The sequence below is a fragment of the Catenuloplanes nepalensis genome (genome assembly GCF_030811575.1).
GTDB lineage: Bacteria > Actinomycetota > Actinomycetes > Mycobacteriales > Micromonosporaceae > Catenuloplanes > Catenuloplanes nepalensis.
The window spans coordinates 9,064,931-9,090,085 of sequence record NZ_JAUSRA010000001.1 but is presented as its reverse complement, the minus strand read 5'-3'; the positions used below and the strand labels follow the sequence as shown (position 1 = coordinate 9,090,085).

Below are 25,155 nucleotides of genomic sequence, written 5' to 3'. Positions count from 1 at the left end.
CATGACACTCGCTCTCGTCTCCAAGCCCGGCACCACGACCCCCGTCCTGGAGCAGGTGACGCTGCCCGCTCCCGGCCCCGGCGAGCTGCACGTCCGGGTCGTCGCGGCCTCGGTCGACCCGGTCGATCTCTTCCTGGCCGGCGGCACCGGTCGCGCGGTCTGGGGCCTGACCGGCACGATCGGGCTCGGCTCCTCGCTGACCGGCGTCGTCACCGGCACCGGCGACGGCGTGACCGGCTTCGCGCCGGGCGACCGGATCGCCGCGGCGCACGCGGTCCTCACCGCACCGGCGCGCGGCCACGCGGAGGAGACCGTCGTGCCCGCGTCCGCCGCCGCCACGCTGCCGGACGGGCTCGACCCGGTGGCCGCCGCCACGCTGCCGCTCAACGGGCTCACCGCCGCCCAGCTCGTCGACCGGCTCGGCCCGGCCGGCGGGCGGACGCTCCTGGTCACCGGCGCGGCCGGTGGTGTCGGCGGGTTCGCGGTCGCGCTCGCCGCCCGGGCCGGCTGGGCCGTCACCGCGCTGGCCCGCGAGTCCGACCGGGACTTCGTGCTCCGCGCCGGCGCCCGTGACCTGGTCACCGCGCTGCCCGGCGCGGAGTTCGACGCGGTCGTCGACGCGGCCGTACTGGAGGCCGCCGCGCTCGGCGCGGTGCGCGACGGTGGCGTGCTCGCCGGCCCGACCTCGGCGCGGCCCGCGACGCCGGAGCGCGGCATCACGGTCGAGCTGGTCGACTCCCGGCCGGATGGCGAGCGGCTCACCGAGCTGCTCGAGCTGGCCGCCGGCGGCGTGCTGGAGCTGCGGGTGGCCGGCCGGGTACCGCTGGGTGAGGCCGAGGTCGCGTACGGCAACGTCGCCGCCGGTGGCGGTCGTGGCCGGTGGCTGCTGCTGGCGGATTGACGCCTGCGATCGACCGCCGGGCCGGGGCGGCCGGTACCGTCGCGACATGCGCGCGTATGACCGGGACCCCCTCGTCGGCAGGGCCGCCGAGAACCGGCGGGTCGCCACCCTGCTCGACGGCGCTCGTGCCGGCCGGGGCGGGGCGCTCCTGCTCACCGGAGAGGCGGGGATCGGCAAGAGTGCGCTGCTGGACCACGCCGCCGAGGCCGCGGAGGGCTTCCGGGTCGCGCGCGCGACCGGGTCCGAGTTCGAGCAGGAGCTGCCGTTCGCCGGGCTGCACCAGCTGTGCGTACCCATCCTGGGCTCGCTGAACGTGATCCCGGAGCCGCACCGCGAGGCGCTCCGGGTCGCGTTCGGGCTGGCCACCGGCGTCCCCGACCTGCTGCGCACCGGCCTTGCCGCGCTGGAGCTGGCGACGGCCGCCGCGCGCGACGCACCGCTGCTGCTCCTGGTCGACGACGCGCAGTGGCTCGACCCGGCCTCGACCCGGGCGCTCGCGTTCCTCGCCCGCCGGGTCGCCGCCGACCCGATCGCGGTGCTGGTCGCGGCGCGCGTCCCCGGCACGCCGGGCGAGCTGGACACGCTGCCCGCGCTGGCCGTCGACGGCCTCAGCGACGACAGCGCCGGCGAGCTGCTGGCCGCGCGCAGCCCGCTGCCGCTGGACGAGCGCGTCCGCGACCGGCTCGTCGCCGAGGCGAACGGCAACCCGCTGGCGCTGCTCGAACTGCCCCGGGCCGGTGGCTTCGCGCCGCCCGAGACGTCCTCGGTGCCGACCCTGATCGAGCGCGGCTTCCAGGCACGGCTGACCGGTCTGCCGGACGAAGCGCGGCTGCTGCTGACCGTGGCCAGCGCGGACCCGACCGGCGACCCGGGCCTGCTCTGGCCGGCCGCCCGGACCCTCGGCATCGACGTGTCCCGGGCCGGCGCGGAGGCGGCCGGGACCGGGCTCGCCGAGTTCGGCACCCGGGTCCGGTTCTGTCATCCGCTGGCGCGATCCGCCGTCTACCGCGCCGCGCCGCCGGCCGAGGTGCGCGCGGCGCACGGCGCGCTGGCCGAGGCCACCGACCCGGTCGTGGCGCCGGACCGGCGGGCCTGGCACCGCGCGCAGGCCTGCGGGGGGCCGGACGACGACGTCGCTGACGACCTGGAACGATCCGCCTCCCGCGCGCAGGCCCGGGGCGGCGTCGCGGCGGCCGCGGTGTTCCTGGAACGTGCCGCCGCGCTGACGCTGGACACCGGCCGGCGGATCGCCCGCACACTGGACGCGGCGCAGGCGCACATCGACGCCGGCGACACGGACGCGGCCGCGGACCTGCTGAACACGATCGACGCCGCCGTGCTCGACGAGCGACGGCTCGCCCGCGTCGACGTGCTGCGCGGCCGGATCGCGTTCATCCGCTCCGACGGCGACACCGGCCCGGCGCTGATGGTGCGCGCGGCCCACCGGCTCTCCGCGTCGGACCCGGACCGCGCGCGGGAGTGCTTCCTGGACGCGGTCGAGATGGGCCTGGTCGTCGGCCGCGCCGGCGGCCTGATCGAGAAAATCATGGCCACGGTACGGGCGGAGGCTCCCCCACCGACGTCGCCGGACGTCCTGGACGCGCTGACCGTGCTGGCCACCGAGGGCCACCACGCGGCGGTCCCGCTGCTGCGCGCCGCGCTCGCCACCCCGCTGTGGAGCCGCCGCCCCGCGCTCGCGTCGATGATCGCCGGTGAGATCTACGACATGGAGACGCTCGCCGCGCTCGCCGACTGGCTGGTCAGGACGGGCCGCGAGTCCGGCTCACCGACGATGCTGCGGCTCGGGCTCGCGCAGAAGGTCGTCGGAGCCACGCTCACCGGCGACATCGGGCAGGCGCTCGCCGTCACCGCGGAGGAGGAGGCGGTCGCCGAGGCCACCGGCGGCACCCCGCTCATCTACCACCGGCTGCACCTGGCCGCGCACCGCGGCCGCCGCGACGAGATGCTGACGCTGATCGAGGCCGCCACCCAGGGCCCGGCCCGCGTCACCAACGTGCACTGGACCACGTCCGTGCTGCACAACGGGCTGGCCGACTACCCCGCCGCGCTGGCCGCGGCCCGCCGCGGCGTCGAGGACGGCGAGCTGTTCCTCAGCGGCGCGGTCCTGCCCGAGCTGATCGAGGCCGCGGTCCGGTGCGACGAGCCGGACCTCGCCGCCCGCGGCCTGGACGCGCTGACCGTGCGTGCGGAGGCCAGCGGGATCCCGGCCGCGCTCGGTCTCGCCGCGGCCGCACGCGGGCTGCTGACCGGCGTCGAGGACCACTACCGGGAGGCCATCGAGCTGTTCGAGGAGAGCCCGCTGGTGCCGTACCGGGCCCGGGCCCACCTGCTGTACGGCGAGTGGCTCCGGCGCCGCAACCGCCGCCGGGACTGCCTCGTCCACCTGCGCACCGCGTACGAGCTGCTCACCGCCGCCGGCGCCGACGGGTTCGCCCGCCGCGCCGCCACCGAGCTCCGCGCGACCGGGGAGCGCGCGCTGCCCCGCGCCACCGGGCCGGCGCACGAGACGCTGACCATGCAGGAGATCGCGGTCGCCCGGCTGGTCGCGTCCGGTGCCATGTCCAAGGACGTCGCGGTCCAGCTCTTCATCAGCAAGCGCACGGTCGACGCCCACCTGCGCACCATCTTCCGCAAGCTCGGCATCACCTCCCGCGCCCAGCTCCGCGACCATCCTGGACTTGCCTGAGCGTCCCGGTGCGGCCGTGTTGCATGATCGGTAGCGCCAACGGCGAACGGTGGGGGTGGAGATGGCAAGGCCCAAGGGCCCGGGTGGCGGTCACGGCGACGCCGACACGACCACGACGACGGACGGGGACGGCACCTCCTCCTCGCCGTCCTCCCGGCGGCAGCCGGCCTCCACCAGCGTGCGCAGCATCACCGAGGGGCACACGGTCGCGGCGGAGAACGCCCACAAGGGACGGCCGGGGGCGGCGTCGAGCGGCGGCCCCGGTAAGGGCGACGGTCTCCCGGACGACGGCCGGCCCGTCGATCAGCCCCCCACCGGCTCCGGCGGCGGCAACTCCGGGGGCGACGGCAACTCCGGCGGCGGCAACTCTGGTGGCGGGGGCAACTCCGGCGGCGGGGGCAACTCCGGCGGCGGGGGCAACTCCGGCGGCGGGGGCAACTCCGGCGGCGGGGGCAACTCCGGCGGCGGGGGCGGGGGCGGTGACGACGGTAACAACGGCGATGGAACCGACGACCGTGGCAACGAAGGCGACGACCCCGACGACAACGGCGACGGGCAGGACGGCGACGGCGACGGCGACGGCGACGGCGACGGCGACGATGACGGCGCTGACGGTGGCGATGCGGGCGAGGATCTGACGCAGGCGACCGGTGAGGAGGGCGGCTCGCCGAGCGGCCCGCGCACCACCATCCCCGCGGACGCCAACGAACGGAACCGCCGCGACCTGGAGATGGAGAACGAGCAGGCCGACGCCTACGCGGACCGCGGCTACCGGACGCACCAGAACCCGACCCAGCAGGAGATCGCCCAGGCCGCCCAGGAGCACGGCGACACGGTCCGCCCCGGCAAGAAGCCGGACTACCTGATCGAGGGCAAGGTCTTCGACGCCTACTCGCCGACCGAGAACCGGAGCGAACGCAACATCGCCAGCGCGGTCGAGAAGAAGATCGACGCCGAGCAGACCCAGCGGGTCGCGCTCAATCTGACACGCTGGAACGGCAGCGTCGAGGCGCTCCGCGACCAGTTCAGCCACTGGCCCATCGCCAACCTGAAGGAGGTCAAGGGCCTCACCGGCAACGGCGACATCATCCAGATCTATCCCTAGCAGCGACGACGGAGCACGACACCGATGGCAATCCAGTACACCCTGACCCTGGCCGCAGCGCTCTCCGCCGAGGAACTGGCGGCACGGGCGATGCCGGATCCGGCACAGCGGCCGGCCGGGCGGCCCGGCCTGGCCACCGCCGACCTGTACGACAGCCACGGGTTCGCCCTCACCGTGCTCACCGGGAAGAAGAACGGCTACGTCGAGGCCGACTCGGACATGGGCGTCTTCGAGTGGGAACCGGCGGACTACTCACTGGTCATGTTCGACCTGGGCCCGACGGACCAACTCGCCCGCCCGCTCGCCGCGATGCTCACCGTGGTCCAGCGGGTGCTGGCCGGCGGCGGCGAGGACGCGGTCCTGGTCGAGAACGACGACGTGCTGCTGCTGAAGCGGTTCGGCGGCGTGCTGGTCAAGCACGGCCGCCCGGACTTCTGGGAGCACTACGCCGGCCTGGACGATCTGGTCCGCTGACCTTCTCCGCCGGTCCCGGAAGCCCGCGGATCCGCAGCGTGCTCACGGTCCTGATCAGACCGTGAGGTGGCGAGGGCGGGCCACCTGACCGGCGCGGCCGGCGTGCCCCGGCCCGCATCCGCTCCGGTGCGCCCTCGGCGGTGTCGATGGCGCACCGGCGGGCGGAGGCATATCGTGGGGGTGGGTCAAGCCGCGAGCCCGTCACGTTTCACTGACGGGAGAAGTGCGCCCATGACTGACTCCAAGGCACATCAGGCCTGCTCACGATCACATCGGCCGGCGATGCCCGGCTCCGGCCGCCCACCGGCCGGCGAGACGATCGTCGCGACGGTCACCGGCTTCCACGACACGGTGATAGCCACCGTCTCGCGCACCCTCGAGTTCACCGGCGAGACCGCGGACACCCGAGCCCCGGTGGCCGTGGTGACGGTCGACGGCGACGTGGACCGGGACACCGCGCCCCTCGTCGAGCAGGCTCTCTTCCTGGCGATCGAAGGGTGCCCGAGCACGTGGCTGGACATGCACGACGTCAACTTCTTCGGTGCCGCGGGCGTGCACATGCTGGTCGCGGCCCATCGGCACGCCACCGCGCTCGGGCACACGCTCCGGCTGCGCGGCGTGCACGGCGTCACGGAGCAGGTCCTGACAATCGCGGGTCTGGACCACATGATCCCGGCCGTCCGCTGACCGCCGGCCCGGGGGGGGTCGTCGCCGTGTCGCCGCATCCGGGCCGGCCGCTGCGCGATCGTCTCATCACCCTGGCCGGCCGGGCCGACGACGACTCTCGCGTCGCGGCCGGCCTCGCCGGCCCCGCATCGCTGACCGCGGCATCGCGTCGCTGACCGCAGCATCGCGTCGCTGACCGCAGCATCGCGTCGCTGACCGCAGCATCGCATCGCTGACCACGGCCCGGGTCGCAGCGGTCGGCTACGCGTCGGTGACCAGCGGCCGGTGAGACCGCGGTCCGGCGACGGGTGGCAGTGCCAGATCAAGCACGGGCCGTACGCCACCTCGCCCTCGACCTGATCAGCCGCACGCAGTCGCTGCCCGGGGGAGGTCGCTCAGGATCTCCGGGATGCCTGAGCGACCAGGGCGGCGGCCACGTCGCGGAGCTTGCGGTTGGTGTCCTGGGAGAGCCCGGCCAGGATCCGGAAGGCCTCGTCGGCGGTGCACCGGCGCTCGGCCATGATGATGCCCTTGGCCTGCTCGATCACCGCGCGGTGCTCCATCGCGGCCCGCATCTGCTCAGCGAGCGTCGTGGTGGTGTCGTAGAGGTGCGCGTTGGCCAGCGCCACCGCCGCGTACGCCGCGAACGACTCGGCCACCTGCACGGCCGAGTCGTCGAAGGCCTCCGGCGCGGTGCTGTAGACGTTCAGCGCGCCGGTGGTGCGCTCCTGCACCGGCAGGCCGATCGACAGCGAGCTGCCCGCGCCCAGCTCGGACGCCCGCGCCGTCCACTGTGGCCAGCGTGTCTCGGTCGCGATCCGGGACAGCACCATCGCACCGGCCGTGGCGGCCGCGTGCAGGCAGGGGCCGCTACCCAGCGCGTACTGCACCTCGTCGAGGTAGAGCGCCAGGTCGCCGGTGGACGCCGCGGTCTGCGCCTTCCGGTCCCGCACCAGCGTCACCGACACCTCGTCGGCGCCCGGAACGGCCTGCCGGGCGAGGCCGGCGATCGTCCCCAGCACGCCGTCGAGATCGGTCTCGCCCAGCTTGATCCGGGCGAGCTGCGCGAACGCCGCCTCGGGGTCCATCGGTTCGCTGGTGGCCACGAATCTCCTGCCCTAGCGTCGAGCCCTCGGCCGGGGCCGTCGAGCGGATCACTGCGGCCCTCATCTCCATAGAGCCGGCACCGTCCATAGAGCCGGCACCGTCCATAGAGCCGGCACCGCGCCGCTGTTCGACGCCGGATGGGCCATCGCCACAGATCGGTGCAGTTTACCGTCGCGCGCGGGCTCGTCGCAGCCCGGCCGTTTGCATCGGGCACCGAGGGGTATCCGGCCACCTCGGCGACGAAAGGGGCGTGGACGTGTCGGAGAGGACCGGGGACCACCGGTGACGGAGCCGAAGCGCGCTCCGCCACCCGTCGTTCAGGACCTGTTCCCGCTCACCGGCGCGTGCCTGGCCGCACGCGACATCGTCACCGAGGCCTGCCTGTGCTGGGGCCTGCCGCAGGTGGTCGCGCCGGCCTCGCTGATCGTCAGCGAGCTGGCCGGCAACGTGGTGGACCACGCCGGCACGATCATGACGCTGAAGATGACCCTCCTCCCGGACCACCTGCTCCTCTCGATGTGCGACGGCAGCTACCTCCCGCCGATCCCCCGGCGCGACACGACCGCACCGTCCGCGCGCGGCCGCGGCCTGCTCCTGATCGAGGCGGTCAGCGCGGACTGGGGCTACCGTCTCGACGCCGCCGGAAAGACCGTCTGGGCGACCCTGAAGATCACCGCCTCGCCACCGGCCGCCTCGCCGGCGGGATGACGGAACCCGTCGCCGCCCGCGGAGTTCCCCATCGCCGAACGGATGCCTCGGCCATGACGGCGGTGGCGACACGTTGCGCGGTGTCACCGGGACCGGACATGCCGATCGGACCCGCTTGCCCTAGTCTGGGTGTTCAGATGGGTCGGCGTGCGACCGAGCCAGGGAGCGATCATGGAGCCGCTGACCTTCGACAGCAGCGACGTCCCGCTCATCGAGGCGACGCTGGGCGATCTATATTCGCCGATGCGCCTCGATGCCGCCGGCGGGCGCGCTCGCGTCCGGCTGGCCCGCCGGGTGATGGCGCCCGGCGTCGCCTTCGACGACCTCGACTGCGGCCCGGACCTCGGCTACCGTGCCGCCGCCCAGGAGTTCGTGATCATCTGCGACGTCGTCGCCGGTGCCGTCCACCGCGACCTCGAGGAACCCGGGGGCGGCCGGGACGTCTTCGGACCCGGCGACCAGTTCCTGTTCGGCAGGCCCGGTCTGCGCTACTCCGGCAGGGTCCGGTCGGCCCGGCTGCGTCTCACGCTGCTCGACCCCGCGTTGTTCACCCCGGCGATCGCGGCCGGCGACGATCCGGGCCGCCCGATCCGGGTGCTGGACCACCGCCCGTTCTCGCCGCAGGCGGCGCTCGGCCTGCAGCGGGCCGTCGCCCACGCGCGCGACCACGTGTCAGCCACCGGCCCGGCACCGCAGTCACCCCTGGTGATCGCCGCCGCGGTGCGGTACCTGGCCGCGAACGTGCTGCACACGTACCCGAACACGGCCGTCCGCGCGCCGCTCGGCTCCGAGGGGCACGACACCACGCCGTCCACCGTGCAGCGCGCCGTCGCCTTCATCGAGGCGAATCCCGACCTCGACCTGACCCTCGACGACATCGCCCGCGCCGCTCGCGTCACCCCGCGCATGCTGCAGCTGGCGTTCCGGCGGCACCTCGCGGTCACCCCGATGGCCCACCTCCGCCGGGTTCGCCTCGACCGCGCGCACGCGAGTCTGCACGCCGCCACCAGTACCGACGGGCAGACCGTCACCGGCATCGCCGCGCGCTGGGGTGTCAGCACCAATCGCTTCGCCGAGCAGTACCAGGACGCCTACGGCGAATCGCCGAGCCGCACCCTGCGCCGGCAGGACACCGCCGTCCCCGAGCGCGCCGACTGACACGATCGGTGGACGTTCAGCCGCGCAGTGCCTGGCCGGGCGTCTGCCCGTAGGCCGCCCGATGCCGCTGGGCTAGCTGTGAACCGGTGAAACCCCAGCGCGCGGCGACCGCGGTGACGGTCTGGCCGTCGCCGTCCGTGGCCGCACGAAGATCCTCATGGGCCAGGTCGAGCCGGACCCGGCGCAGGTACGCCATCGGCGTCGTGTCGAGATGGCGGCGGAACGTCAACTGCAGAGCACGGGGAGTAACGTACGCCGCACGGGCGATGTCGGCGACGGTGAGGGCGGTGTCGGGATCGGCCTCGATGAACGAGACAGCCCGCCGGAGCGTGTCCGGGCGTGCGTCGCGCCGGTCCCCGGCGGTGGGCGTCAGCACCGCGGTGTTCGGGAACGTGTCGAGCATGTGAGCCGCGAGGTACTGACACGCGGCGGAGACCACCAGGCCGCCCGGCGGCACGGGCGCGCCCAGCACGGCCTCCCGCACGTGCGCCACGGCGCTTCGCAGCTCGATCGCGGCCCGGCGCGACACCGGACGGTGGTCGAGCACGCGGACCGGTGCGGCCGCCGCGTCCACGCTCGATGCCACCTCGGTGAGGACGTCGGGGTGCAGGGTGAGGTGCGACAGGCGCGCCGCGTGCACGACACCGCGGTACGGCAGGCCGGGCCGGCAGATCAGGAACGAGTCACCGGCGCGGAAGGTCTGGCCGCCGTCCTCGCCGTCCAGGTGGACCGAGTTGGTGACGACGTCGCAGAGCACCAGGTACGGCTGGGGCTCGGCGTCGAAGTCGAGGTGGAAGCCGTAGTCGAGCTCGTCGAACGCGGCCTCCGGCGTCATGACCTCCCGGGTGATCCGGGTGTGCGTGTCCTCGCCGACGGCACCGACCCGCATCCGGGAGTAGAACGCGGCCATGAACCGCTCGACCTCGCTCACGTCGCGCCCGTCGAAGATCATCGGCTGCATCGGACCGTACCCTCCCTCAATCGGTTGATCCGGGTGTCGCGGAACGGCGGGCCCTCCCCTGCACGGTAGTGCCGGACGACCCTCCGAGCACGCCGAAACTCGATCGGGTCACCCCGCCGGAAACTCGATCGGGTCATCCCGACGATGTCGCCGGCCGGACCGTCCCACACGCGGCGTGGTCGCGGTTCGTTCACGCGGTGCCCGGCGCCCCGGCACTTCGTTTCCGGCGTTGCCGGGCGCCCGCCGGGACTGGAATCCTGTATCAGAGTGGTATCCCCACCGGTAGTCCCACATCCCGTGTTGTCCCACATCCTGTGTTGTCCGTCTTCGGCGGACAGGAGTTCAGTGTTTCGAGACGGTGTGCGATGTCCGGCGACGGCGGTGATCGGGTTTTTGCCCGAGCCGGAGAACGCCGTGGTCGTGCCGTTCCATCGCCGGTGGCCATCTTCAGACACGAGGGTCCGGCGACCGGCAGAGCCGACAGGATTCCGATGACGAGCTTCCATGCGTTCGAATCGCCGGAGAGTACGACATACCCCGTTACGCCGCTGGCCTGCACCTCGATAACCCAGGAGGGCGACACGCTCCGGATCGCGTTCGCCGGCGACCTGGACGCCGACACCGCGGACCGATTCGTGCACGCCGTGACGCAGGCGATGGACGCCATGCCGCTGCCACGCCTGCAGATCGATCTCGCCGGGATCGACTTCATCTCCGCGGCAGGGCTCCGTGCGCTGCTCACCTGTCACCGGCGGGCAGCCGGCCAGCAGCGCCTGCTCACCATCCGCGATCCGCAGCCGGCCGTGCGCCACGTCCTGCGCGTCGCCGAGATCCCCTGCCCGTCCGAGGACGAACCGCAGGCCGCCCAGGACAGCGGTTACCACCGGCGCGGCTGACACGCTGTCGCCCGCGACGACCGGTGATGGCGTTCAGCGTGTAACGCCGCTGTCCTCGTGTGCTCAGTCGGAAGGTTCGTGTCGCCGCAGCGTCGCCCAGACGACCTTGCCGCCCTGCAGCGGGGACGTCCCCCACCGATACGCGAGGGCCTTCACCAGCAGCAGCCCACGCATGTCGGCCGGGTTCGCCGAGGCCGGTGGCGGCAGCACCGGCGCCGCCTCACTGCCGTCGCGCACCGCCACCACCAGGTACCGGCGGCCCAGGGTGATCCGGACATCGATCATCGTCTGCGCATGCACGACAGCGTTGGTGACCAGCTCGACGGCGACCACGCTCGCCGGGCCGAGCAGATGCGGCAGATCCCAGCTCAGACACGCCTCGGCGACCAGTTCTCGGGCCCGCCGGCCGGCCCCGCCGACCGGGAGCAACGTGTCCTTGATGATCGGCGTGCGCTGCTGTGGCGGTGCGGCGAGAGCGTCCTGCACCGAGCGGTGCACCGCCAGCCTGGGATAGGTCCTGGCGAGGAGTCGTGCCAGCTCCCGGCCGGGTGCGGCCAGCAGCAACGGCGTGCCGGGCCACAGCGAGGCCTGGCGCACGGCCCCGAGGAACACCGACACCGCCGCGGAATCCGTGACGACCGTCTCCGCGAGGTCCACCACGACCGCGTCTGGTTGATCCACCAGGCACTTCAGGAGAGCGGTGCGGACCGCGGGGGCGGAGGCGATCGACAGCTCGCCGTGGACGCGGACCAGCAGGCGCGTCCCGACGGATTCGATATCGCATCGCACCGTAGGCACCCTCCCATTGTTACTCGCCACGGCCGGACCTCGCTGGAGACTGCCACGCCGGGTATCCCCGGTCTCGGATGCGACCATGGCTGCATGGCTGAGGAAGGCGAGCAGCAGCGTGATCGGTCGGCGCGGGAGGCGAGGACCCGCGGGGACCGTGCCGCACGCCGCGCCGTGGAGGCCGGGCGCCGGGTCGACGAGCTGCGTGAATACCTCGAAGCGGTCCATCGAGGCGCCGAGGGGGCGCCGCCGTCGGATGAGGATCGCCTCGCCCGGGCTCGCGAACGCGCGCGGCAGAGCGCCGCGCGGGCCACCCAGGCGCATCGTGATGCCGCGATGAGTCACGAGCAGGCGGCCCAGGTTCACGACGAGGCGGCGCAGCGCTTCCCGGCGGAGGCGGAGAGACATCGGCGCGCGGCGGAACGGCACCGCGGCGAGGCGGTGAGGGCGCGGCGCCTGGCCGACGAGGAGCCGGACTGACCACGGCTCTACACCGGTAGGACGTACTCGGGGAAGTGTTTCCGGATGACTCCGACCGCCATCCGGATCTCCTCGGCGGCGGCGCGCTGGTGTTTCTCGGTGAGCCCGTCCGAACCGGTGGACGCGGCACGCCGGGCCAGGTCACCGTGGACGCTCGCCTGCTCCTCCATGATGCTCACCGCCGTCCACAACGCCTGTTCCACTCTCTCCTGCTGTGCGGCGAGGAGGGACTGCGGTGACCACATGTGGCCGGTATGGCAGGTGAAGTGCACGGCCGCGCCGGTCTGCACGACGTTCATTCCACCGGTGCAGTCGGGGCAGCTGAGCGCGGCCGGCCGGCCGGGCCGTTCCCCGGCGTCGGTGTGCGAACCGTCCTCGGCCATGTCCGTCTCCACGATGAGGTCCTGCGTGCTGAACGGGGTGGCGGGCACGGCCACGTGCCCGGCGGCCCGCTCCCGGATCCGCTGCCCCATGGCGCCGGCACCACACACCAGGGCATCGGGGACGACGGCCAGCGCCGCCCGGGGCATCCCGGGAAACAGCGCATCGGCGGGGTCCTGGACCATGCAGACGCCACCGGCCGCGTCCACCGCCGCCAGGCCTGCGGCCCCGTCGTCGAGACTTCCGGACAACACCGCCGCGACGGTACGTGCTCCGCTCCACCGGGCGGCGCTCCGGAACAGCGCGTCGACGGCGGGACGGGCACGGTTCTGCTTCGCCGCGCGGCTGAGCTGGACACACCCGTCCCGGACCAGCAGGTGATGATCCGGGACGGCGACGTACACCTGGCCGGGCAGCAACGCCTCTCCGTGCCGGGCGGGTCGCGCCGGTAGCGGCCCGCAGCGGTCGAGGATCGCGGCGAGGACAGTGTCACCCCGCGCCGGCATGTGGAGGACGGCCAGCACCGCCGCGGGCAGGTCGGCGGGCAAGCCGGAGATCACGTCGCGGAGCGCCTCGACCCCGCCGGCCGAGGCGCCGAGCACCACGAGGTCCCGATGGTGAGTCGCGTCGGCCGCCATCCCGCCCGGATGCCCCGCGCCTGCTGTGGTAAACCCGCATTGGGTGCGCGCGGTCGGGCGAATCGACGGCTCGGCGGCCGCGGGTACGGTAACCACGACGGTAGGACAGCACGCTCGGAGGACCAGGTGACACCGGAGGACCCGCAGTTCGAGGCGCTGTTGGCGTACCTGAAGGAGACCCGTGGATTCGACTTCACCGGCTACAAGCGCGCCAGTCTGATGCGCCGGGTCGGCCGGCGCATGGCCCAGGTCGAGATCCACGGCTACGGCGACTACCTCGACTACCTTCAGGTTCACCCGGACGAGTTCACCGCGCTGTTCAACACCATCCTGATCAACGTGACGGGGTTCTTCCGCGATCCGGAGGCCTGGGCGTACCTGCGTGAGCACGTCGTCCCGCAACTGCTGGCCGGGAAGGCCCCGGACGCGCCGATCAGGGTCTGGAGCGCCGGGTGCGCGTCCGGCGAGGAGGCGTACACGATCGCGATCCTGCTCGCCGAGCAGATCGGCGTGGAGCAGTTCCGGCAGCGGGTCAAGATCTACGCCACCGACGTGGACGAGGAGGCCCTGGCCGAGGCGCGGCTCGCCTCCTACACCGACCGTCAGATCGCCGGGCTCCCGGAGGAACTGAGGCAGCGCTACTTCGAGTCCGCCGGCGGCCGGCACGTGTTCCGCAAGGATATGCGCCGATCAGTGATCTTCGGACGCAACGACCTGATGCAGGACGCACCTATATCCCGCGTGGACCTGCTGACCTGCCGCAACGCGTTGATGTACTTCAACGCCGAGGCGCAGTCGCGGATCCTGTCACGGCTCTACTTCGCGCTCGCCGACGGCGGCGTGCTGTTCCTGGGCAAGGCCGAGATGCTGCTCAGCCACGGTGAGACGTTCACCGCCGTGGATCTGAAGCGGCGCGTCTTCCGCAAGGTGCCGGCCTCGACACCGCGCGCTTCGGCGTCGGCGTCGGCGTCCGCGTCCGCCGGGGTGCTGCTGCCGGACGGTGCCGAGTTGCTCGGCCTGGACCGCCTCCGCGACGAGGCCTTCGCGACGTGCCCGGTGGCGCAGGTCGTGGTGACCGCCGACGGCCTGGTCGCCCTGACGAACCGGCGGGCCGAGACCCTGCTGGGCGTGTCCACACGCGATGTGGGCCGGCCGTTCCGCGACCTCGAGCTGTCCTACCGTCCGGCCGAGCTGCGTGGCTACATCGACCAGGCGCAGGTGGAGCGGCGCACGGTGCGCGTGCCCGACGTCGAGTACTCCCGCCAGGGCTCGGAGGCGGTGGTCCTGCGGGTGGACGTGAACCCGCTGACCGGCCCGGACGCCAGCCTGCTCGGTGTCGCCCTGGTCTTCCAGGACCGCACGGAGACCCGGCAGTTGCGGACCGAGCTCGACATGGCGACCCGGCAGGCCGAGACGGCGCACGAGGAGCTCCAGTCGACCAACGAGGAGCTGGAGACCACCAACGAGGAGCTTCAGTCCAGCGTGGAGGAGTTGGAGACCACCAACGAGGAGCTCCAGTCGACCAACGAGGAGTTGGAGACCACCAACGAGGAACTCCAGTCGACCAACGACGAACTGCAGACGATCAACAACGTCCTGCGGGACCGCACCGCCGAACTCGACACCACCAAGTCGTTCCTGCAGGTCCTGCTCACCAGCCTGCCGGCCGGTGTGGCCGTCGTCGACCCCGGTCTGCAGGTGCAGGCGTGGAACCGCAGCGCCGAGGACCTGTGGGGCCTCCGCGAGGAGGAGGCCCTCGGCGAGCACTTCCTGAACCTGGACATGGGTCTGCCCACCGACGGCCTGCGGCCGCTGCTCCGCTCGGTGCTGTCCGGCGACCTCTCCCGCGAGCAGCTGACGGTCGAGGCCGTCAACCGGCGCGGGCGCAAGATCAAGGTCCAGGTGGCCTTCGCGCCGCTGCTCGACCACGCCTCGCGGACCACCGGAGCCATCGTGGTCATGACCGCGGACGACGAGTGACCGCGGAACACCGTTCGGGCGCCCGCGCCGAGAGCCGGATTCATCGTCGCGGGCGGCACGGCATCGCCGTGCCACCGGATCAGTCACCGGCGAGCAGCGGATCATCCGGTGGAGCGCGGCCGGCGGCGTCCTCCCGGGCCGGCCGGGCCGGTAACTCGCCCACCGTCGCCGCGGGCCGCACGTTGGTCATCGCCGGGCCGTGCCGCCCGTCGGTACGGAACGTGCGAGCGCCGCCGCATCCCTCCGTCTTACCGGTGTGCCCCTCCGATGGGTACAGGACGGCCGGCCCGTCCACCTCCATCACCCTTGATCCCGCCCGGTGTTGTCTGATGGGTGGGGACAGGCTCGGAGACGACGACCGCCGACGGCCGGGTGGAGGTACGAGAGTGGACGATCGACCGCAACGCGAATCGGTCCGCGTCGTCGCGCTGGTGACGTCGGCCGGCGGCCTCCAGGCGCTGACGGTCGTGCTCCGCGGGCTGCCGGCGGACCTCCCCGTCCCGGTGGTGGTGCAGCAACACCTGGGCAGCCAGGGCAGTCAACTGGTAGCCATCCTGCGGCAGCGAAGCGATCATGACATCGACTGGGCGCGGGACGGCGCACCGCTGCTTCCCGGCCACGTTTGGGTGACGCCGGGCCGGCGCCGGCTGGAGATCCTCCCGGACGGCAGCTGCGTGGTGGGCCGGGAGGACCTGCAGGCCCGGGACCGGCCGCACGACGCCCTGCTCAGCTCGCTGGCCGACTCCTACGGCGGGGGTGCGCTGGTCGTGGTGCTGACCGGGATGGGCCGCGACGGCGCCGCCGGGGTCCGGGCGGTGAAGCAGGCCGGCGGCATCGTGATCGCGCAGAGCGAGGACACCGCCGAGCAGCCGTCCATGCCCCGTGCCGCGGCCGAGGCCGGTGCGGACCTGGTGCTGCCACTGCACGAGATCGCGACCGTGGTGCGCGACGTCGTGGCGGGCCGGCCACTGCCGCGGCCGCGCGCGGAGATCGAGGCGGCACGGGAACTGTTCGCCGGGCCCGGGCCGGCCCGGGCCCGGCTTCGTACGATGGACTGGTCCGCCACCGCCCTCGGCGCGGTCTCCGGCTGGCCGGCCGAGCGACGGGAACTGGTCCGGCTGGTGCTCGCCTCGCCGCTGCCGATGCTGCTGGCGCTCGGCCCGGAGCAGATCCAGATCGCGAACGACGCGCACGCGCCGCGCGTCGCGGACCCGTCGATGCAGGGGGCGCCGGCACGCGACACCCCGGCACGGGACCGGGAGGCCGGCGCGTCGCACATAGACCGCCTTCTCACCACCGGTGAGCCGTGGTGGTACGAGGACAGGCTGATCGAGTCGGTCCGCGACGGGCGCCGGGACGAGGCGTACTTCACCGGCTCATGCACGCCGGTGTTCGAGGGCGGCGTGGTCGCCGGCTACCTCGGCATGTCGGTCGAGACAACCGAACGAGTGCTGGCGCAGCGCCGGTTGACCGTCCTGCACGCGCTGACCAGGCTCGCCGGGGCCGACCGTGACGATGTGCTCCAGGAGGTCGGTGACGCGCTCGGCGAGAACCCCCGCGACCTGCCGTTCGCGCTGGTGTACCTCGACGACGGCACGCCGGCCCGCACCGCCGGACTGGCGGTCGCCGTGGGCGTCGAGGCCGAGGGCGCCACCGCGCCGAGGACGATCCCGTCGGCCGGCGGGCACCCGCTGTGGCCGGTGGGACAGGTCCTCACCGGCGGCCGGCCGGCCCTGGTCGATGACCTACGGGCGCGGCTGCCGGAGCTGCACGCGGGCCCGTGGCCGGAGACCTCCGAGGAGGCGCTGGTCCTGCCGTTGCCCGGCGTGGCGGACGGCCCGCCGGTGGGTGTGCTGATCGCCGGGCTGAGCCCGCGGCTGGCGCTCGACGCGCCGTACCGCTCATTCCTCGAACTGGCCGCCGGGCAGATCGCGGTCGCCCTGGCCGAGGCCGGCGCCCGGGACCTGGAACGCCAGCGGCTGGAGCGGCTGGCGGACCTGGACCGGGCCAAGACCGAGTTCTACTCCAACGTCAGTCACGAGTTCCGCACACCGCTGACCCTGATGCTCGGTCCGCTGGATGAGGCGGTGCGGCGCGCCGGCGACCTGCCCGACGAGGTCGCCACCGAGCTTCAGGTCGCCCAGCGCAACGCCCGCCGCCTGCTGCGGATGGTCGGCACGCTGCTGGACTTCTCCGAGGTCGACGCGGGCCGGCTCCGCGCGAGGTTCATCGACACCGACCTGGCGGCGTTGACCGGCGAGATCGCGGCGATGTTCCGCGGCGCCGCCGAGGCGGCCGGGCTCGAACTCACCGTCGATGCACCGGCGCTGCCCCGGCCGGTGCGGGTCGATCCGGAGATGTGGGAGAAGATCGTTTCCAACCTCTTGTCCAACGCGCTCAAGTTCACCTGGACGGGCGGCGTCGGCCTCACGCTGCGGGCGCTGCCGATGCACGCCGAGCTCGTCGTCCGGGACACCGGCGTGGGCATCCCTCGGGACCAGCTGACTCACCTGTTCAAGCGGTTCCACCGGGTGCCGCAGACCCGGGGACGCACCCATGAGGGCAGCGGTATCGGTCTCGCGCTGGTCGACGAGCTGGTCCGGCGGCACCACGGGCGGGTGCGGGTGACCAGCTCCGCGGACGCCGGTACCACGGTCACGGTGTGGATCCCGCTCGGCGGACGCCGGGTGACCGACCCCGGCGCGACGGCGCCGCGCACCGGCGAGGTGGCCGCGGCGATGGCGCACGAGGCCTTGCAGTGGGACGCCCGCCGCAATCAGGCCACCCTCGGCCTGGAGGAGCCGGGCGAGCCCCGCGACCTGCCGGCCGGACGGATGGCCGGAGCCCGCGTGCTGGTCGTCGACGACAACGCCGACATGCGCGACTATCTGACCCGGCTGCTGGGCTTCACCTGGCACGTGACCGCGGCGAGCGACGGTGAGGAGGCGCTCGCGCTGGCGCGCCGGGAGCCGCCGGACCTGGTGCTGGCCGACGTGATGATGCCCGCGCTGGACGGTTTCGGCCTGCTGAGCGCCATCCGCGCCGACCCCGCGCTGGCCGGCACACCCGTCGTGCTGGTGACCGCCCGCGCCGGTGAGGCGACCGCCATCGAGGGACTGCTCGCCGGTGCCGACGACTACGTGGTCAAGCCGTTCACCGCGCGCGAGCTGGTCGCCCGCGTGGCCGCCCAGCTGGAGGTGGCCGGGATGCGTCGCAGGCTCGCCGCGACCGACGCGTACCGGCTGGCGCTGAGCGACGCCCTGCGGTCCTGCGAGGACCCCACCGTGATCCAGCAGCGGGCGGTCTCCATGCTCGCCCGGCAACTGCGCGTGGACAACGTCCACTTCGCCGAGGTCGATCACGCGGCCGGCACGATCCACGTACGTGCCGAGGACGGCCCGGCCGGCACGTCGTTCCTCGGGAGTTTTCCACTCGATCAGTGGGGCGGCGGCCTCCTGGCCCGCACGCTCGGCGTGGGCATCACGCTGGTCGTGCGGGACGTCACCACGCACGACATCGACGAGGCCGGCCGGACCGCGTGGCTGTCGGTCGGTGCGCGCGCCGTCGTGGAGGTCCCGCTCGTCCACGACGGGCGCTGGCTGGGACATGTGGCCGTGCTGCAGGAGAAACCCCGGGAATGGACGGCGGACGAGATCGCGCTGGTCGAGGAGACCGCCGCCCGCACCTGGGCATTCCTTCAGCAGGCCCGCGCCGAGGCGGCGCTGCGGGAGTCCGAGCGGCGCTTCCGTACCGTCGCCGACGCCGTTCCCGCGCTGATCTGGCAGAACGACGCCCGCGGCGAGAACGTCTTCGCCAACCGCTGCTTCCGCGACTTCACCGGCCTGCCCGGCTCCGAGATCAGCGGTGAGCGCTGGCAGGCGCTGGTGCATCCGGACGAGGCGGACGCATACGTCGCCGGGTACCTCACCGCGGTCCGTGACCGGGTGCCCTGGGACGAACGCAACCGGCTCCGCCGCTTCGACGGCTCGTGGCGGACGTTCGACAACTACGCCTCGCCCCTGTTCGGTGCCGACGGCACCTTTCTCGGCCACGTCGGGGTGTCCGTCGACGTCACCGAGCAGAGCGCCGCCACCGCCGCGCTGGCCGAGCGGACCGCCCAGCTGGAGAACCTGTTCCGCACCCTGACCGAGGCCGTCGGGCAGACCGTCTGGACCACGGACGCGGACGGGCGGGTCGTCGAGGACTCACCGTCGTGGCGCGCGTTCACCGGACAGACGGTCGACGAGTGGACCGGCTGGGGCTGGGTCGACGCCGTGCATCCCGACGACCGCGCCCACGCGGTACGTCAGTGGCAGGACGCCGTCACCGCCGGAACCCCGGTCGACACACGGTTCCGGCTGCGCCACGCCGCCAGCGGGGGCTGGCACCTGACCCACGTCCGCGCCATCCCCCTGCGCCACGCCGACGGCACCGTCCGCGGCTGGCTGGGCATGAACACCGACCTCGGACGCGGCTGATGCGCCACCCCATACCCAAAAGAGCCTGCTGACGCTGTACGGCGTGCTGCACTCACTCGGCTGTGGCTACGACGCCACCGAGACCAACACTCGAGCGATGTCGAACTCCACCCGTTTGCTCTCCACGAGGATGATCCGGTGGACGTCGAGTCGATTCTGATTTTTGTTCTGGTAACCGTCGCGGTGGTCGGGATGGTGCGGTGGGCCGCCGATCGGACCGGGTTGCCCGCAGCCGCGCTGCTGCCGGTCGTCGGCGTGGGGTACGCCCTGCTGCCGGGTCCCAACATCACGCTCGATCCGGACATCATCCTGACTTTCGTCCTGCCACCGCTGCTCTACAGCGCCGCCCTGGACTCCTCGATGCTGGCGATCCGGCGCCACCTGCGTACCGTGGCGAACCTGTCGGTGGTCCTGGTCCTGCTCACGTCGCTGCTGATCGGCCTGGGCTTCGCGTGGTTCGTCGCCGGGGCCACCCTGGCCGCCGGCATCGCGGTCGGCGCCGCGGTCGCGCCTCCCGACCCGGTGGCCGCACTGGCGGTGGGACGCCGGGTGGGGCTGCCGCCCCGGATCGTCACCCTGATCCAGGGCGAGGGCCTGCTCAACGACGCCACCGCGCTCACCATCCTGAGCGTCGCGGTCGCGGCGGCCACGGGCGACGGGTTCTCCGCGCCGTCCGCGCTCGGTCAGTTCCTGATCATGGCCACGGGTGGAGCCGCCGTCGGGGTACTGGTCGCGTTCGCCGTCCGCCTGCTGTCCCGGCCGCTCAGCGGTGATCCGATGCTGGCGAACGCCGTTTCGCTGGCCACCCCGTTCGCCGCCTACCTGCTCGCGGAGCGGGCGCACGTCTCCGGTGTGCTGGCGGTGGTCGTCGCCGGTCTGATCGTCGGGCATCACCGGCCGCGGTCTGCCTCGAGCGCGGGCCGGCTGCAGACCAGCGCGGTCTGGCGGTTGGTCGACTTCCTGCTCGAGGGTTTCGTGTTCCTGCTGATCGGCCAGCAACTGCCGGAGGTTCTGCGCGGGCTCGCCGGGTACGACACCGGCACGGTCGTCGTCGCGGTCACGGTCACCGTCGGCGTGGTCCTGCTGCTGCGGCCGCTGTGGCTCCTGCTGACCCTGTTGCTGCCCGGGGTGCTGCGCAGCCGCTGGGGTGCGGCCGGAGTGGAGCCCGCGCGGCTGACCGGCCGGGAGATCGTCATCCTGAGCTGGGCCGGCACGCGCGGCGTGATCAGCCTCGCGGCGATCTTCACGCTGCCGCTGGTCACCGAGACCGGTGCGCGATTCCCGGCCCGCGACCTGATGCTCTTCTGCACGTTCGTCGTCGTGCTGGTCACCCTGGTGGGGCAGGGCCTGACGTTCGCGCCGATGGTTCGCGTGCTCGGGCTGCACGCGGACGAGAACGATCAGGCCCGGCTGCGCAACGAGGCGCGATCGGCGTCCATCCGGGCCGCGCTCGACGCGCTCGACGACCTGGAGGGACAGGAGCACGACGACATCGAGGGCCACGTGATCGACACGATGCGCGAGCAGCTCCAGGCTCGGCTGCGCCGATACCGGGACCGGCTCGTGCTGTTGCGCTCGGCCGACTCGGAGGGCCCGCCGATCTCACCCCGGTACGAGGCCGCGCTGCACGTGCGCCGAGTCGCGCTGGACGCCCAGCGGAACGAGATGCTGCGATGGCGCGACGCCGGGCAGCTGTCCGACGAGGGCCTGCGCGTGCTGGAACGCGAACTGGACCATGAGGAGCGCCTGCTGCCGGACCGGCCGGCCCGCCGGTGAGGCGCCCGACCTCAGGATCTCCAGCATCAAGGCCCTGCGCAGGGGAACGATGAAACGCCCGCGTCCGGAGGCCGGACTGCTGATCACGCACGCATCGGTTACCTCGCCGGGCCGCCGATCGTCCTGCCGCCCGTGCAGATCCTCGCGTTCCCGCTCGGCGCCCCGGCCCGCGCGGCGCCCCGGCCCGCGCGGCGCCCCGGCCCGCTCGGCGCCCCGGCCCGCTCGGGGCACGCGGCCCCCGCAGGACGGTTACCGCACGAGGCGCGCGGAGAATCCGGACCGCTTCGGCGCCACGGCAGTACCGTCGGTAGGACGCCGAGGAACGACCGGCACGAAGCAGCGCCCGCCGCACCGAGCGACGGCCGTGACCCGGCCGGTCCGGAAGGAGACGACCGTGTCCGACAATACTGAGATGATCATCCGGTTCCACCCGGTGGGCGGCGAGGATGTCTCCGTGCTGACCAGTGACTTCTCCGATCCCGACGAGGCGATCGAGGCGATCGCCCGAGCCCTGGACGAGCGGCGCACGCTGATCCTCACCCGCGCCCGGTACAACCGGGAGGCGGAGGAGAACGCGGTGCTCGTCAATCTTTCCAATGTGGTGTCGGTGCGGGTGGCGCGCCAGGACACCGCGGCGAGCGGCCAGTACCTGTAGCCGCGGCCCGCCTCCGCGCGTTGCTGCCAGGCTTGCGGGCCCGGCAGCAACGCGCCCGATCCGGCTGAGGCGTCTCAGCCGTTGAGCGGCTGCCGCGACATGGACGATCCGGCTCCATCGCGGATATCCCGGCCGGATATCCGCGATGGCCACACTTATCGCTGCACTGGTCGCCGTGGGCGGCTTCTTCGCAGGGAGGGCGTTGGAGCCCAGCGACCACGGCCAGGGGTTCCTGGAGATGCCAGCCTTGTCATGCCGAGCGTCGGACTCGTCTCCTCAAGCGACGGCGGCCGACTCGCTCATCTCGCCGATCCGGCCGCCGTCAGCTTTGAAGCCTGCGCAGCCAACACCAGATTTACCCGCACCATGCACCTCGGGCGCGGCGACGCCTTCTGCTATACCGGGCGCAGTCTCCTCGCCGCCGTCCAGGTCAAAGACAAGGTCATCGGCCTGAACGGCAACTACCCGGCCCTAGAGATCACTGTCTGGGCAGCACCATGATCCATGCACGAACGCCTAGCCCTTGAGGAGCTGCCGCGACATCACGATTCGCTGCACTTGATTCGTGCCCTCGTAAATCTGGGTGATCTTGGCGTCGCGCATCATGCGTTCGACGGGGTAGTCGTGGGTGTAGCCGTAGCCGCCGAGGAGCTGGACGGCGTCGGTGGTGATGTCCATGGCGGCGTCGGAGGCGAAGCACTTGGCCGCGGCGCCGAAGTAGGTGAGGTCGGCGTCGCCGCGCTCGGACTTGCCGGCGGCGACGTAGGTGAGCTGGCGGGCCGCCTCCAGCTTCATGCCCATGTCGGCGAGCATGAACTGGATGCCCTGGAAGTCGGCGATCGCGCGGCCGAACTGCCGGCGCTCCTTGACGTAGCCGAGCGCGAAGTCCAGCGCGCCCTGCGCGATGCCGACGGCCTGGGCCGCGATCGTGACGCGGGTGTGGTCGAGCGTGCGCATGGCGGTGCCGAATCCGGTGCCGGGGTCGCCGATCATGCGGTCCGCCGGGATGCGCACGTTGTCGAGGTAGACCTCGCGGGTCGGCGAGCCCTTGATGCCGAGCTTCTTCTCCGGCGCACCAAAAGAAACACCATTGTCCGACTTTTCTACGACAAAAGCGGAAATGCCGCGGGAACGAGCGGCCGGGTCGGTGACCGCGAAGACCGTGTAGAAGTCGGAGACGCCGGCATTGGTGATCCATCGCTTGGCACCGTTGAGCACATAGTGATCGCCGTCACGTTCAGCGCGGGTGGTCATCGACGCGGCGTCGCTGCCCGCCTCCGGTTCGGACAGGCAGTAGCTGAACATCGCTTCCCCGGCCGCGACCGGACGGAGGTAACGCTCCTGGAGAGAAACCGACGCTGCCAGCAACAACGGCATGGTGCCGAGCTTGTTCACCGCCGGGATCAGCGAGGACGAGGCGCAGGCGCGAGCCACCTCCTCGATCACGATGGCGGTCGCGAGCGCGTCCGCACCGGCGCCGCCGAACCGCTCCGGGATGTGAGGTGCGTGAAAATCCGCGGCGCGCAGCGCGTCGTAGGAAGCCACCGGAAACTCGGCCTTTTCGTCCGCTTCGGCCGCGTTTGGTGCGACTTTGGCGTCACACACCGCGCGAACTGCTTCACGTACCGCATCATGATCTTCAGGCAGCTGATACGCATCGAACGATGGGATTGTCGACATTGCGGCCCTTCCCTTTGCTAGCGACCTGCGCGGATGCGAGGATACCGACCGTCATTCAGATCCTTGTTACCGACGCGTAGGAACCCTGACTATTGTCGCCTGCGCCCAAGGCCGAAACATGCTGTGAGCGGAGAAAAGGCGTGACGATCCCCTACCCCACCAGCCAGTCCGTGCAGGCGATTGCCCCGGTGACCCCGCCGTCCGGCTCGCCCCGGCCGAGGTTGACCTTCCTCGGCACTGGCTACCTCGGTGCCACCTACGCGATCTGCTTCGCGGAGCTGGGCTACGAGGTGGTGGGCTTCGATGTGGACGAGGCCAAGATCGCGAAGCTGTCCGCCGGTTCGGTGCCGTTCCACGAGCCCGGCCTGGACGAGCTGCTGCGTCGCAACCTCGCCTCCGGCCGGCTGCGGTTCACCACCGACTACGCCGAGACGGCCGAGCACGGTGACGTGCACTTCATCTGCGTGGGCACCCCGCAGCGCGCCGACGGAATGGGCGCGGACCTCTCCTACGTCGAGGCGGCCGTGAGCGGCCTCTCCCAGCACATCACGCGCAAGGCGCTGATCGTCGGCAAGTCGACCGTCCCGGTCGGCACCGCCGAGTGGATCGAGCAGCTGGTCGGCAAGCACGCCGACCCCGAGCTCGGCATCGAGGTCGCCTGGAGCCCCGAGTTCCTCCAGGAGGGCTTCGCGGTCGAGGACGTGCTCCGCCCGAACCGCATCGTGGTCGGCGTCAAGACCGACTGGGCGAACAGCATGCTCTTCGCCGCGCACAAGGGCGTCTTCGACCTGGCCGCCACGGAGGACCGCGAGGTCCCGATGGTGGTCACCGACTTCGCCACCGCCGAGCTGGTCAAGGTCGCCGCGAACGCGTTCCTGGCCACCAAGATCTCCTTCATCAACGCGATGGCCGAGGTCTGCGAGGTCGCCGGCGCCGACGTCACCCAGCTCTCCAAGGCGATCGGCTACGACCCGCGCATCGGCAACCGCTTCCTCCAGGCCGGCGTCGGCTTCGGCGGTGGCTGCCTGCCGAAGGACATCCGCGCGTTCCAGGCGCGGGCCCAGGAGCTGGGTGCCGGCGAGGCGCTGCGCTTCCTGCACGAGGTCGACCTGATCAACCTGCGCCGCCGCACCAAGGTGCTGCAGGTCGCGGCGGACCTGCTCGGCCGCCGCTTCGGCCCGGCCGGCCCGGACCTGTCCGGCACGAAGATCGCGGTGCTCGGCGCCACCTTCAAGCCGAACTCCGACGACGTGCGCGACGCCCCCGCGCTCGCGGTCGCGGCGCTGCTGCGCAAGGCCGGCGCGGACGTGCACACCTACGACCCGCAGGGCAACGAGAACGCCGCCCGCGCGCTGCCCACGGTGACGTACGAGGACAGCATGAACGCGGCCGTGCAGGACGCCGACCTGGTCTGCGTGCTGACCGAGTGGGCCGAGTTCCGCAACGCCGACCCGGTCGCGCTCGGCGAGATCGCCAAGGGCAAGAAGGTCATCGACGGCCGGAACTGCCTGGACAACACGGCGTGGGTCGCGGCCGGCTGGGAGTACCGGGGCATGGGCCGCCCGTAACGGATCAACGCTTCACCACGGCCGGGGTTCCGCGGGAACCCCGGCCG

Annotated in this window: 21 protein-coding genes; 15 read left to right on the top strand and 6 right to left on the bottom strand. The window is 72.5% G+C overall.

Going from position 1 to position 25,155, the window contains the following annotated elements:
- Window position 1 precedes the first annotated feature (1 nt).
- The 5 genes from J2S43_RS39620 (at window position 2) to J2S43_RS39600 (ending at window position 5,874) form a co-directional block, all read left to right on the top strand.
- Window positions 2-901, top strand: coding sequence for an alcohol dehydrogenase catalytic domain-containing protein (locus J2S43_RS39620; RefSeq protein ID WP_306838316.1), 900 nt, complete (start codon window positions 2-4; stop codon window positions 899-901).
- A gap of 46 nt (window positions 902-947) precedes the next feature.
- Window positions 948-3,608 (top strand): AAA family ATPase, encoded by a 2,661-nt coding sequence (locus J2S43_RS39615; protein ID WP_306838313.1) that lies wholly within the window; start codon window positions 948-950, stop codon window positions 3,606-3,608.
- A gap of 730 nt (window positions 3,609-4,338) precedes the next feature.
- A complete protein-coding gene (locus J2S43_RS39610; protein ID WP_306839762.1) occupies window positions 4,339-4,713 on the top strand; it encodes a CdiA C-terminal domain-containing protein in 375 nt (124 codons plus the stop codon).
- Window positions 4,714-4,737: 24 nt separating this feature from the next.
- A complete protein-coding gene (locus J2S43_RS39605; protein WP_306838311.1) occupies window positions 4,738-5,187 on the top strand; it encodes a SitI3 family protein in 450 nt (149 codons plus the stop codon).
- A gap of 231 nt (window positions 5,188-5,418) precedes the next feature.
- Window positions 5,419-5,874 (top strand): STAS domain-containing protein, encoded by a 456-nt coding sequence (locus J2S43_RS39600; protein ID WP_306838309.1) that lies wholly within the window; start codon window positions 5,419-5,421, stop codon window positions 5,872-5,874.
- A 374-nt stretch (window positions 5,875-6,248) separates the two neighbouring features.
- Here J2S43_RS39600 and J2S43_RS39595 read toward each other — a convergent pair whose 3' ends face one another.
- Entirely contained in the window at window positions 6,249-6,941 is a 693-nt protein-coding gene (locus J2S43_RS39595; protein WP_306839760.1) for a GAF and ANTAR domain-containing protein, read from the bottom strand.
- 301 nt (window positions 6,942-7,242) lie between these two features.
- Here J2S43_RS39595 and J2S43_RS39590 point away from each other — a divergent pair, with 301 nt between their 5' ends.
- Both J2S43_RS39590 and J2S43_RS39585 read left to right on the top strand, forming a co-directional pair.
- A complete protein-coding gene (locus tag J2S43_RS39590; protein WP_306838307.1) occupies window positions 7,243-7,668 on the top strand; it encodes an ATP-binding protein in 426 nt (141 codons plus the stop codon).
- A gap of 171 nt (window positions 7,669-7,839) precedes the next feature.
- Entirely contained in the window at window positions 7,840-8,826 is a 987-nt protein-coding gene (locus tag J2S43_RS39585; RefSeq protein ID WP_306838304.1) for a helix-turn-helix transcriptional regulator, read from the top strand.
- A gap of 16 nt (window positions 8,827-8,842) precedes the next feature.
- Here J2S43_RS39585 and J2S43_RS39580 read toward each other — a convergent pair whose 3' ends face one another.
- The gene (locus J2S43_RS39580; protein ID WP_306838302.1) at window positions 8,843-9,787 is read right to left on the bottom strand and encodes a helix-turn-helix transcriptional regulator; all 945 of its coding nucleotides are present in this window, start codon (window positions 9,785-9,787) and stop codon (window positions 8,843-8,845) included.
- Window positions 9,788-10,278: 491 nt separating this feature from the next.
- Between J2S43_RS39580 and J2S43_RS39575 the strand changes: the two genes are divergently transcribed.
- On the top strand, window positions 10,279-10,683 hold the full coding sequence (locus J2S43_RS39575; RefSeq protein ID WP_306838301.1) for an STAS domain-containing protein: 405 nt from the start codon (window positions 10,279-10,281) through the stop codon (window positions 10,681-10,683).
- Window positions 10,684-10,746: 63 nt separating this feature from the next.
- Here the strand turns inward: J2S43_RS39575 and J2S43_RS39570 are convergent, their stop codons facing one another.
- The gene (locus J2S43_RS39570; RefSeq protein WP_306838299.1) at window positions 10,747-11,481 is read right to left on the bottom strand and encodes an STAS domain-containing protein; all 735 of its coding nucleotides are present in this window, start codon (window positions 11,479-11,481) and stop codon (window positions 10,747-10,749) included.
- 84 nt (window positions 11,482-11,565) lie between these two features.
- On the opposite strand from J2S43_RS39570, the gene J2S43_RS39565 reads away from it, so the two are divergent.
- Window positions 11,566-11,952, top strand: a complete 387-nt coding sequence (locus J2S43_RS39565) for a hypothetical protein (RefSeq protein WP_306838297.1) — start codon at window positions 11,566-11,568, stop codon at window positions 11,950-11,952.
- A gap of 8 nt (window positions 11,953-11,960) precedes the next feature.
- Here the strand turns inward: J2S43_RS39565 and J2S43_RS39560 are convergent, their stop codons facing one another.
- A complete protein-coding gene (locus J2S43_RS39560) occupies window positions 11,961-12,971 on the bottom strand; it encodes a chemotaxis protein CheB (RefSeq protein WP_306838296.1) in 1,011 nt (336 codons plus the stop codon).
- 126 nt (window positions 12,972-13,097) lie between these two features.
- Here J2S43_RS39560 and J2S43_RS39555 point away from each other — a divergent pair, with 126 nt between their 5' ends.
- Complete coding sequence (locus J2S43_RS39555; RefSeq protein WP_306838294.1) at window positions 13,098-14,951, top strand: CheR family methyltransferase; 1,854 nt, start codon at window positions 13,098-13,100, stop codon at window positions 14,949-14,951.
- Window positions 14,952-15,030: 79 nt separating this feature from the next.
- On the opposite strand, the gene J2S43_RS39550 is transcribed toward J2S43_RS39555, so the two are convergent.
- Window positions 15,031-15,252, bottom strand: a complete 222-nt coding sequence (locus tag J2S43_RS39550) for a hypothetical protein (RefSeq protein WP_306838292.1) — start codon at window positions 15,250-15,252, stop codon at window positions 15,031-15,033.
- Between the two features lie 85 nt (window positions 15,253-15,337).
- Here J2S43_RS39550 and J2S43_RS39545 point away from each other — a divergent pair, with 85 nt between their 5' ends.
- From J2S43_RS39545 to J2S43_RS39530, 4 genes are all read left to right on the top strand, one after another.
- On the top strand, window positions 15,338-19,429 hold the full coding sequence (locus J2S43_RS39545) for a chemotaxis protein CheB (protein ID WP_306838290.1): 4,092 nt from the start codon (window positions 15,338-15,340) through the stop codon (window positions 19,427-19,429).
- 138 nt (window positions 19,430-19,567) lie between these two features.
- Window positions 19,568-21,205, top strand: a complete 1,638-nt coding sequence (locus J2S43_RS39540; protein WP_306838287.1) for a Na+/H+ antiporter — start codon at window positions 19,568-19,570, stop codon at window positions 21,203-21,205.
- Window positions 21,206-21,599: 394 nt separating this feature from the next.
- Window positions 21,600-21,860 (top strand): hypothetical protein, encoded by a 261-nt coding sequence (locus J2S43_RS39535; RefSeq protein ID WP_306838284.1) that lies wholly within the window; start codon window positions 21,600-21,602, stop codon window positions 21,858-21,860.
- Window positions 21,861-22,112: 252 nt separating this feature from the next.
- Window positions 22,113-22,361: a hypothetical protein gene (locus tag J2S43_RS39530; RefSeq protein WP_306838282.1), complete on the top strand. Its 249-nt coding sequence runs from the start codon at window positions 22,113-22,115 to the stop codon at window positions 22,359-22,361.
- A 15-nt stretch (window positions 22,362-22,376) separates the two neighbouring features.
- Here J2S43_RS39530 and J2S43_RS39525 read toward each other — a convergent pair whose 3' ends face one another.
- Window positions 22,377-23,540, bottom strand: coding sequence for an acyl-CoA dehydrogenase family protein (locus tag J2S43_RS39525; RefSeq protein WP_306838280.1), 1,164 nt, complete (start codon window positions 23,538-23,540; stop codon window positions 22,377-22,379).
- A gap of 140 nt (window positions 23,541-23,680) precedes the next feature.
- Here J2S43_RS39525 and J2S43_RS39520 point away from each other — a divergent pair, with 140 nt between their 5' ends.
- A complete protein-coding gene (locus J2S43_RS39520; RefSeq protein WP_306838279.1) occupies window positions 23,681-25,108 on the top strand; it encodes a UDP-glucose dehydrogenase family protein in 1,428 nt (475 codons plus the stop codon).
- Window positions 25,109-25,155 lie beyond the last annotated feature (47 nt).

Bases quoted from the DNA above. Each gene is read 5' to 3' on its own strand.
- J2S43_RS39620 (WP_306838316.1), top strand. From the start codon at position 2: ATGACACTCGCTCTCGTCTCCAAGCCCGGCACCACGACCCCCGTCCTG.
- J2S43_RS39615 (WP_306838313.1), top strand. From the start codon at position 948: ATGCGCGCGTATGACCGGGACCCCCTCGTCGGCAGGGCCGCCGAGAAC.
- J2S43_RS39610 (WP_306839762.1), top strand. From the start codon at position 4,339: ATGGAGAACGAGCAGGCCGACGCCTACGCGGACCGCGGCTACCGGACG.
- J2S43_RS39605 (WP_306838311.1), top strand. From the start codon at position 4,738: ATGGCAATCCAGTACACCCTGACCCTGGCCGCAGCGCTCTCCGCCGAG.
- J2S43_RS39600 (WP_306838309.1), top strand. From the start codon at position 5,419: ATGACTGACTCCAAGGCACATCAGGCCTGCTCACGATCACATCGGCCG.
- J2S43_RS39595 (WP_306839760.1), bottom strand. From the start codon at position 6,941: ATGGACCCCGAGGCGGCGTTCGCGCAGCTCGCCCGGATCAAGCTGGGC.
- J2S43_RS39585 (WP_306838304.1), top strand. From the start codon at position 7,840: ATGGAGCCGCTGACCTTCGACAGCAGCGACGTCCCGCTCATCGAGGCG.
- J2S43_RS39580 (WP_306838302.1), bottom strand. From the start codon at position 9,787: ATGCAGCCGATGATCTTCGACGGGCGCGACGTGAGCGAGGTCGAGCGG.
- J2S43_RS39575 (WP_306838301.1), top strand. From the start codon at position 10,279: ATGACGAGCTTCCATGCGTTCGAATCGCCGGAGAGTACGACATACCCC.
- J2S43_RS39565 (WP_306838297.1), top strand. From the start codon at position 11,566: ATGGCTGAGGAAGGCGAGCAGCAGCGTGATCGGTCGGCGCGGGAGGCG.
- J2S43_RS39560 (WP_306838296.1), bottom strand. From the start codon at position 12,971: ATGGCGGCCGACGCGACTCACCATCGGGACCTCGTGGTGCTCGGCGCC.
- J2S43_RS39550 (WP_306838292.1), bottom strand. From the start codon at position 15,252: ATGGAGGTGGACGGGCCGGCCGTCCTGTACCCATCGGAGGGGCACACC.
- J2S43_RS39530 (WP_306838282.1), top strand. From the start codon at position 22,113: ATGCCGAGCGTCGGACTCGTCTCCTCAAGCGACGGCGGCCGACTCGCT.
- J2S43_RS39525 (WP_306838280.1), bottom strand. From the start codon at position 23,540: ATGTCGACAATCCCATCGTTCGATGCGTATCAGCTGCCTGAAGATCAT.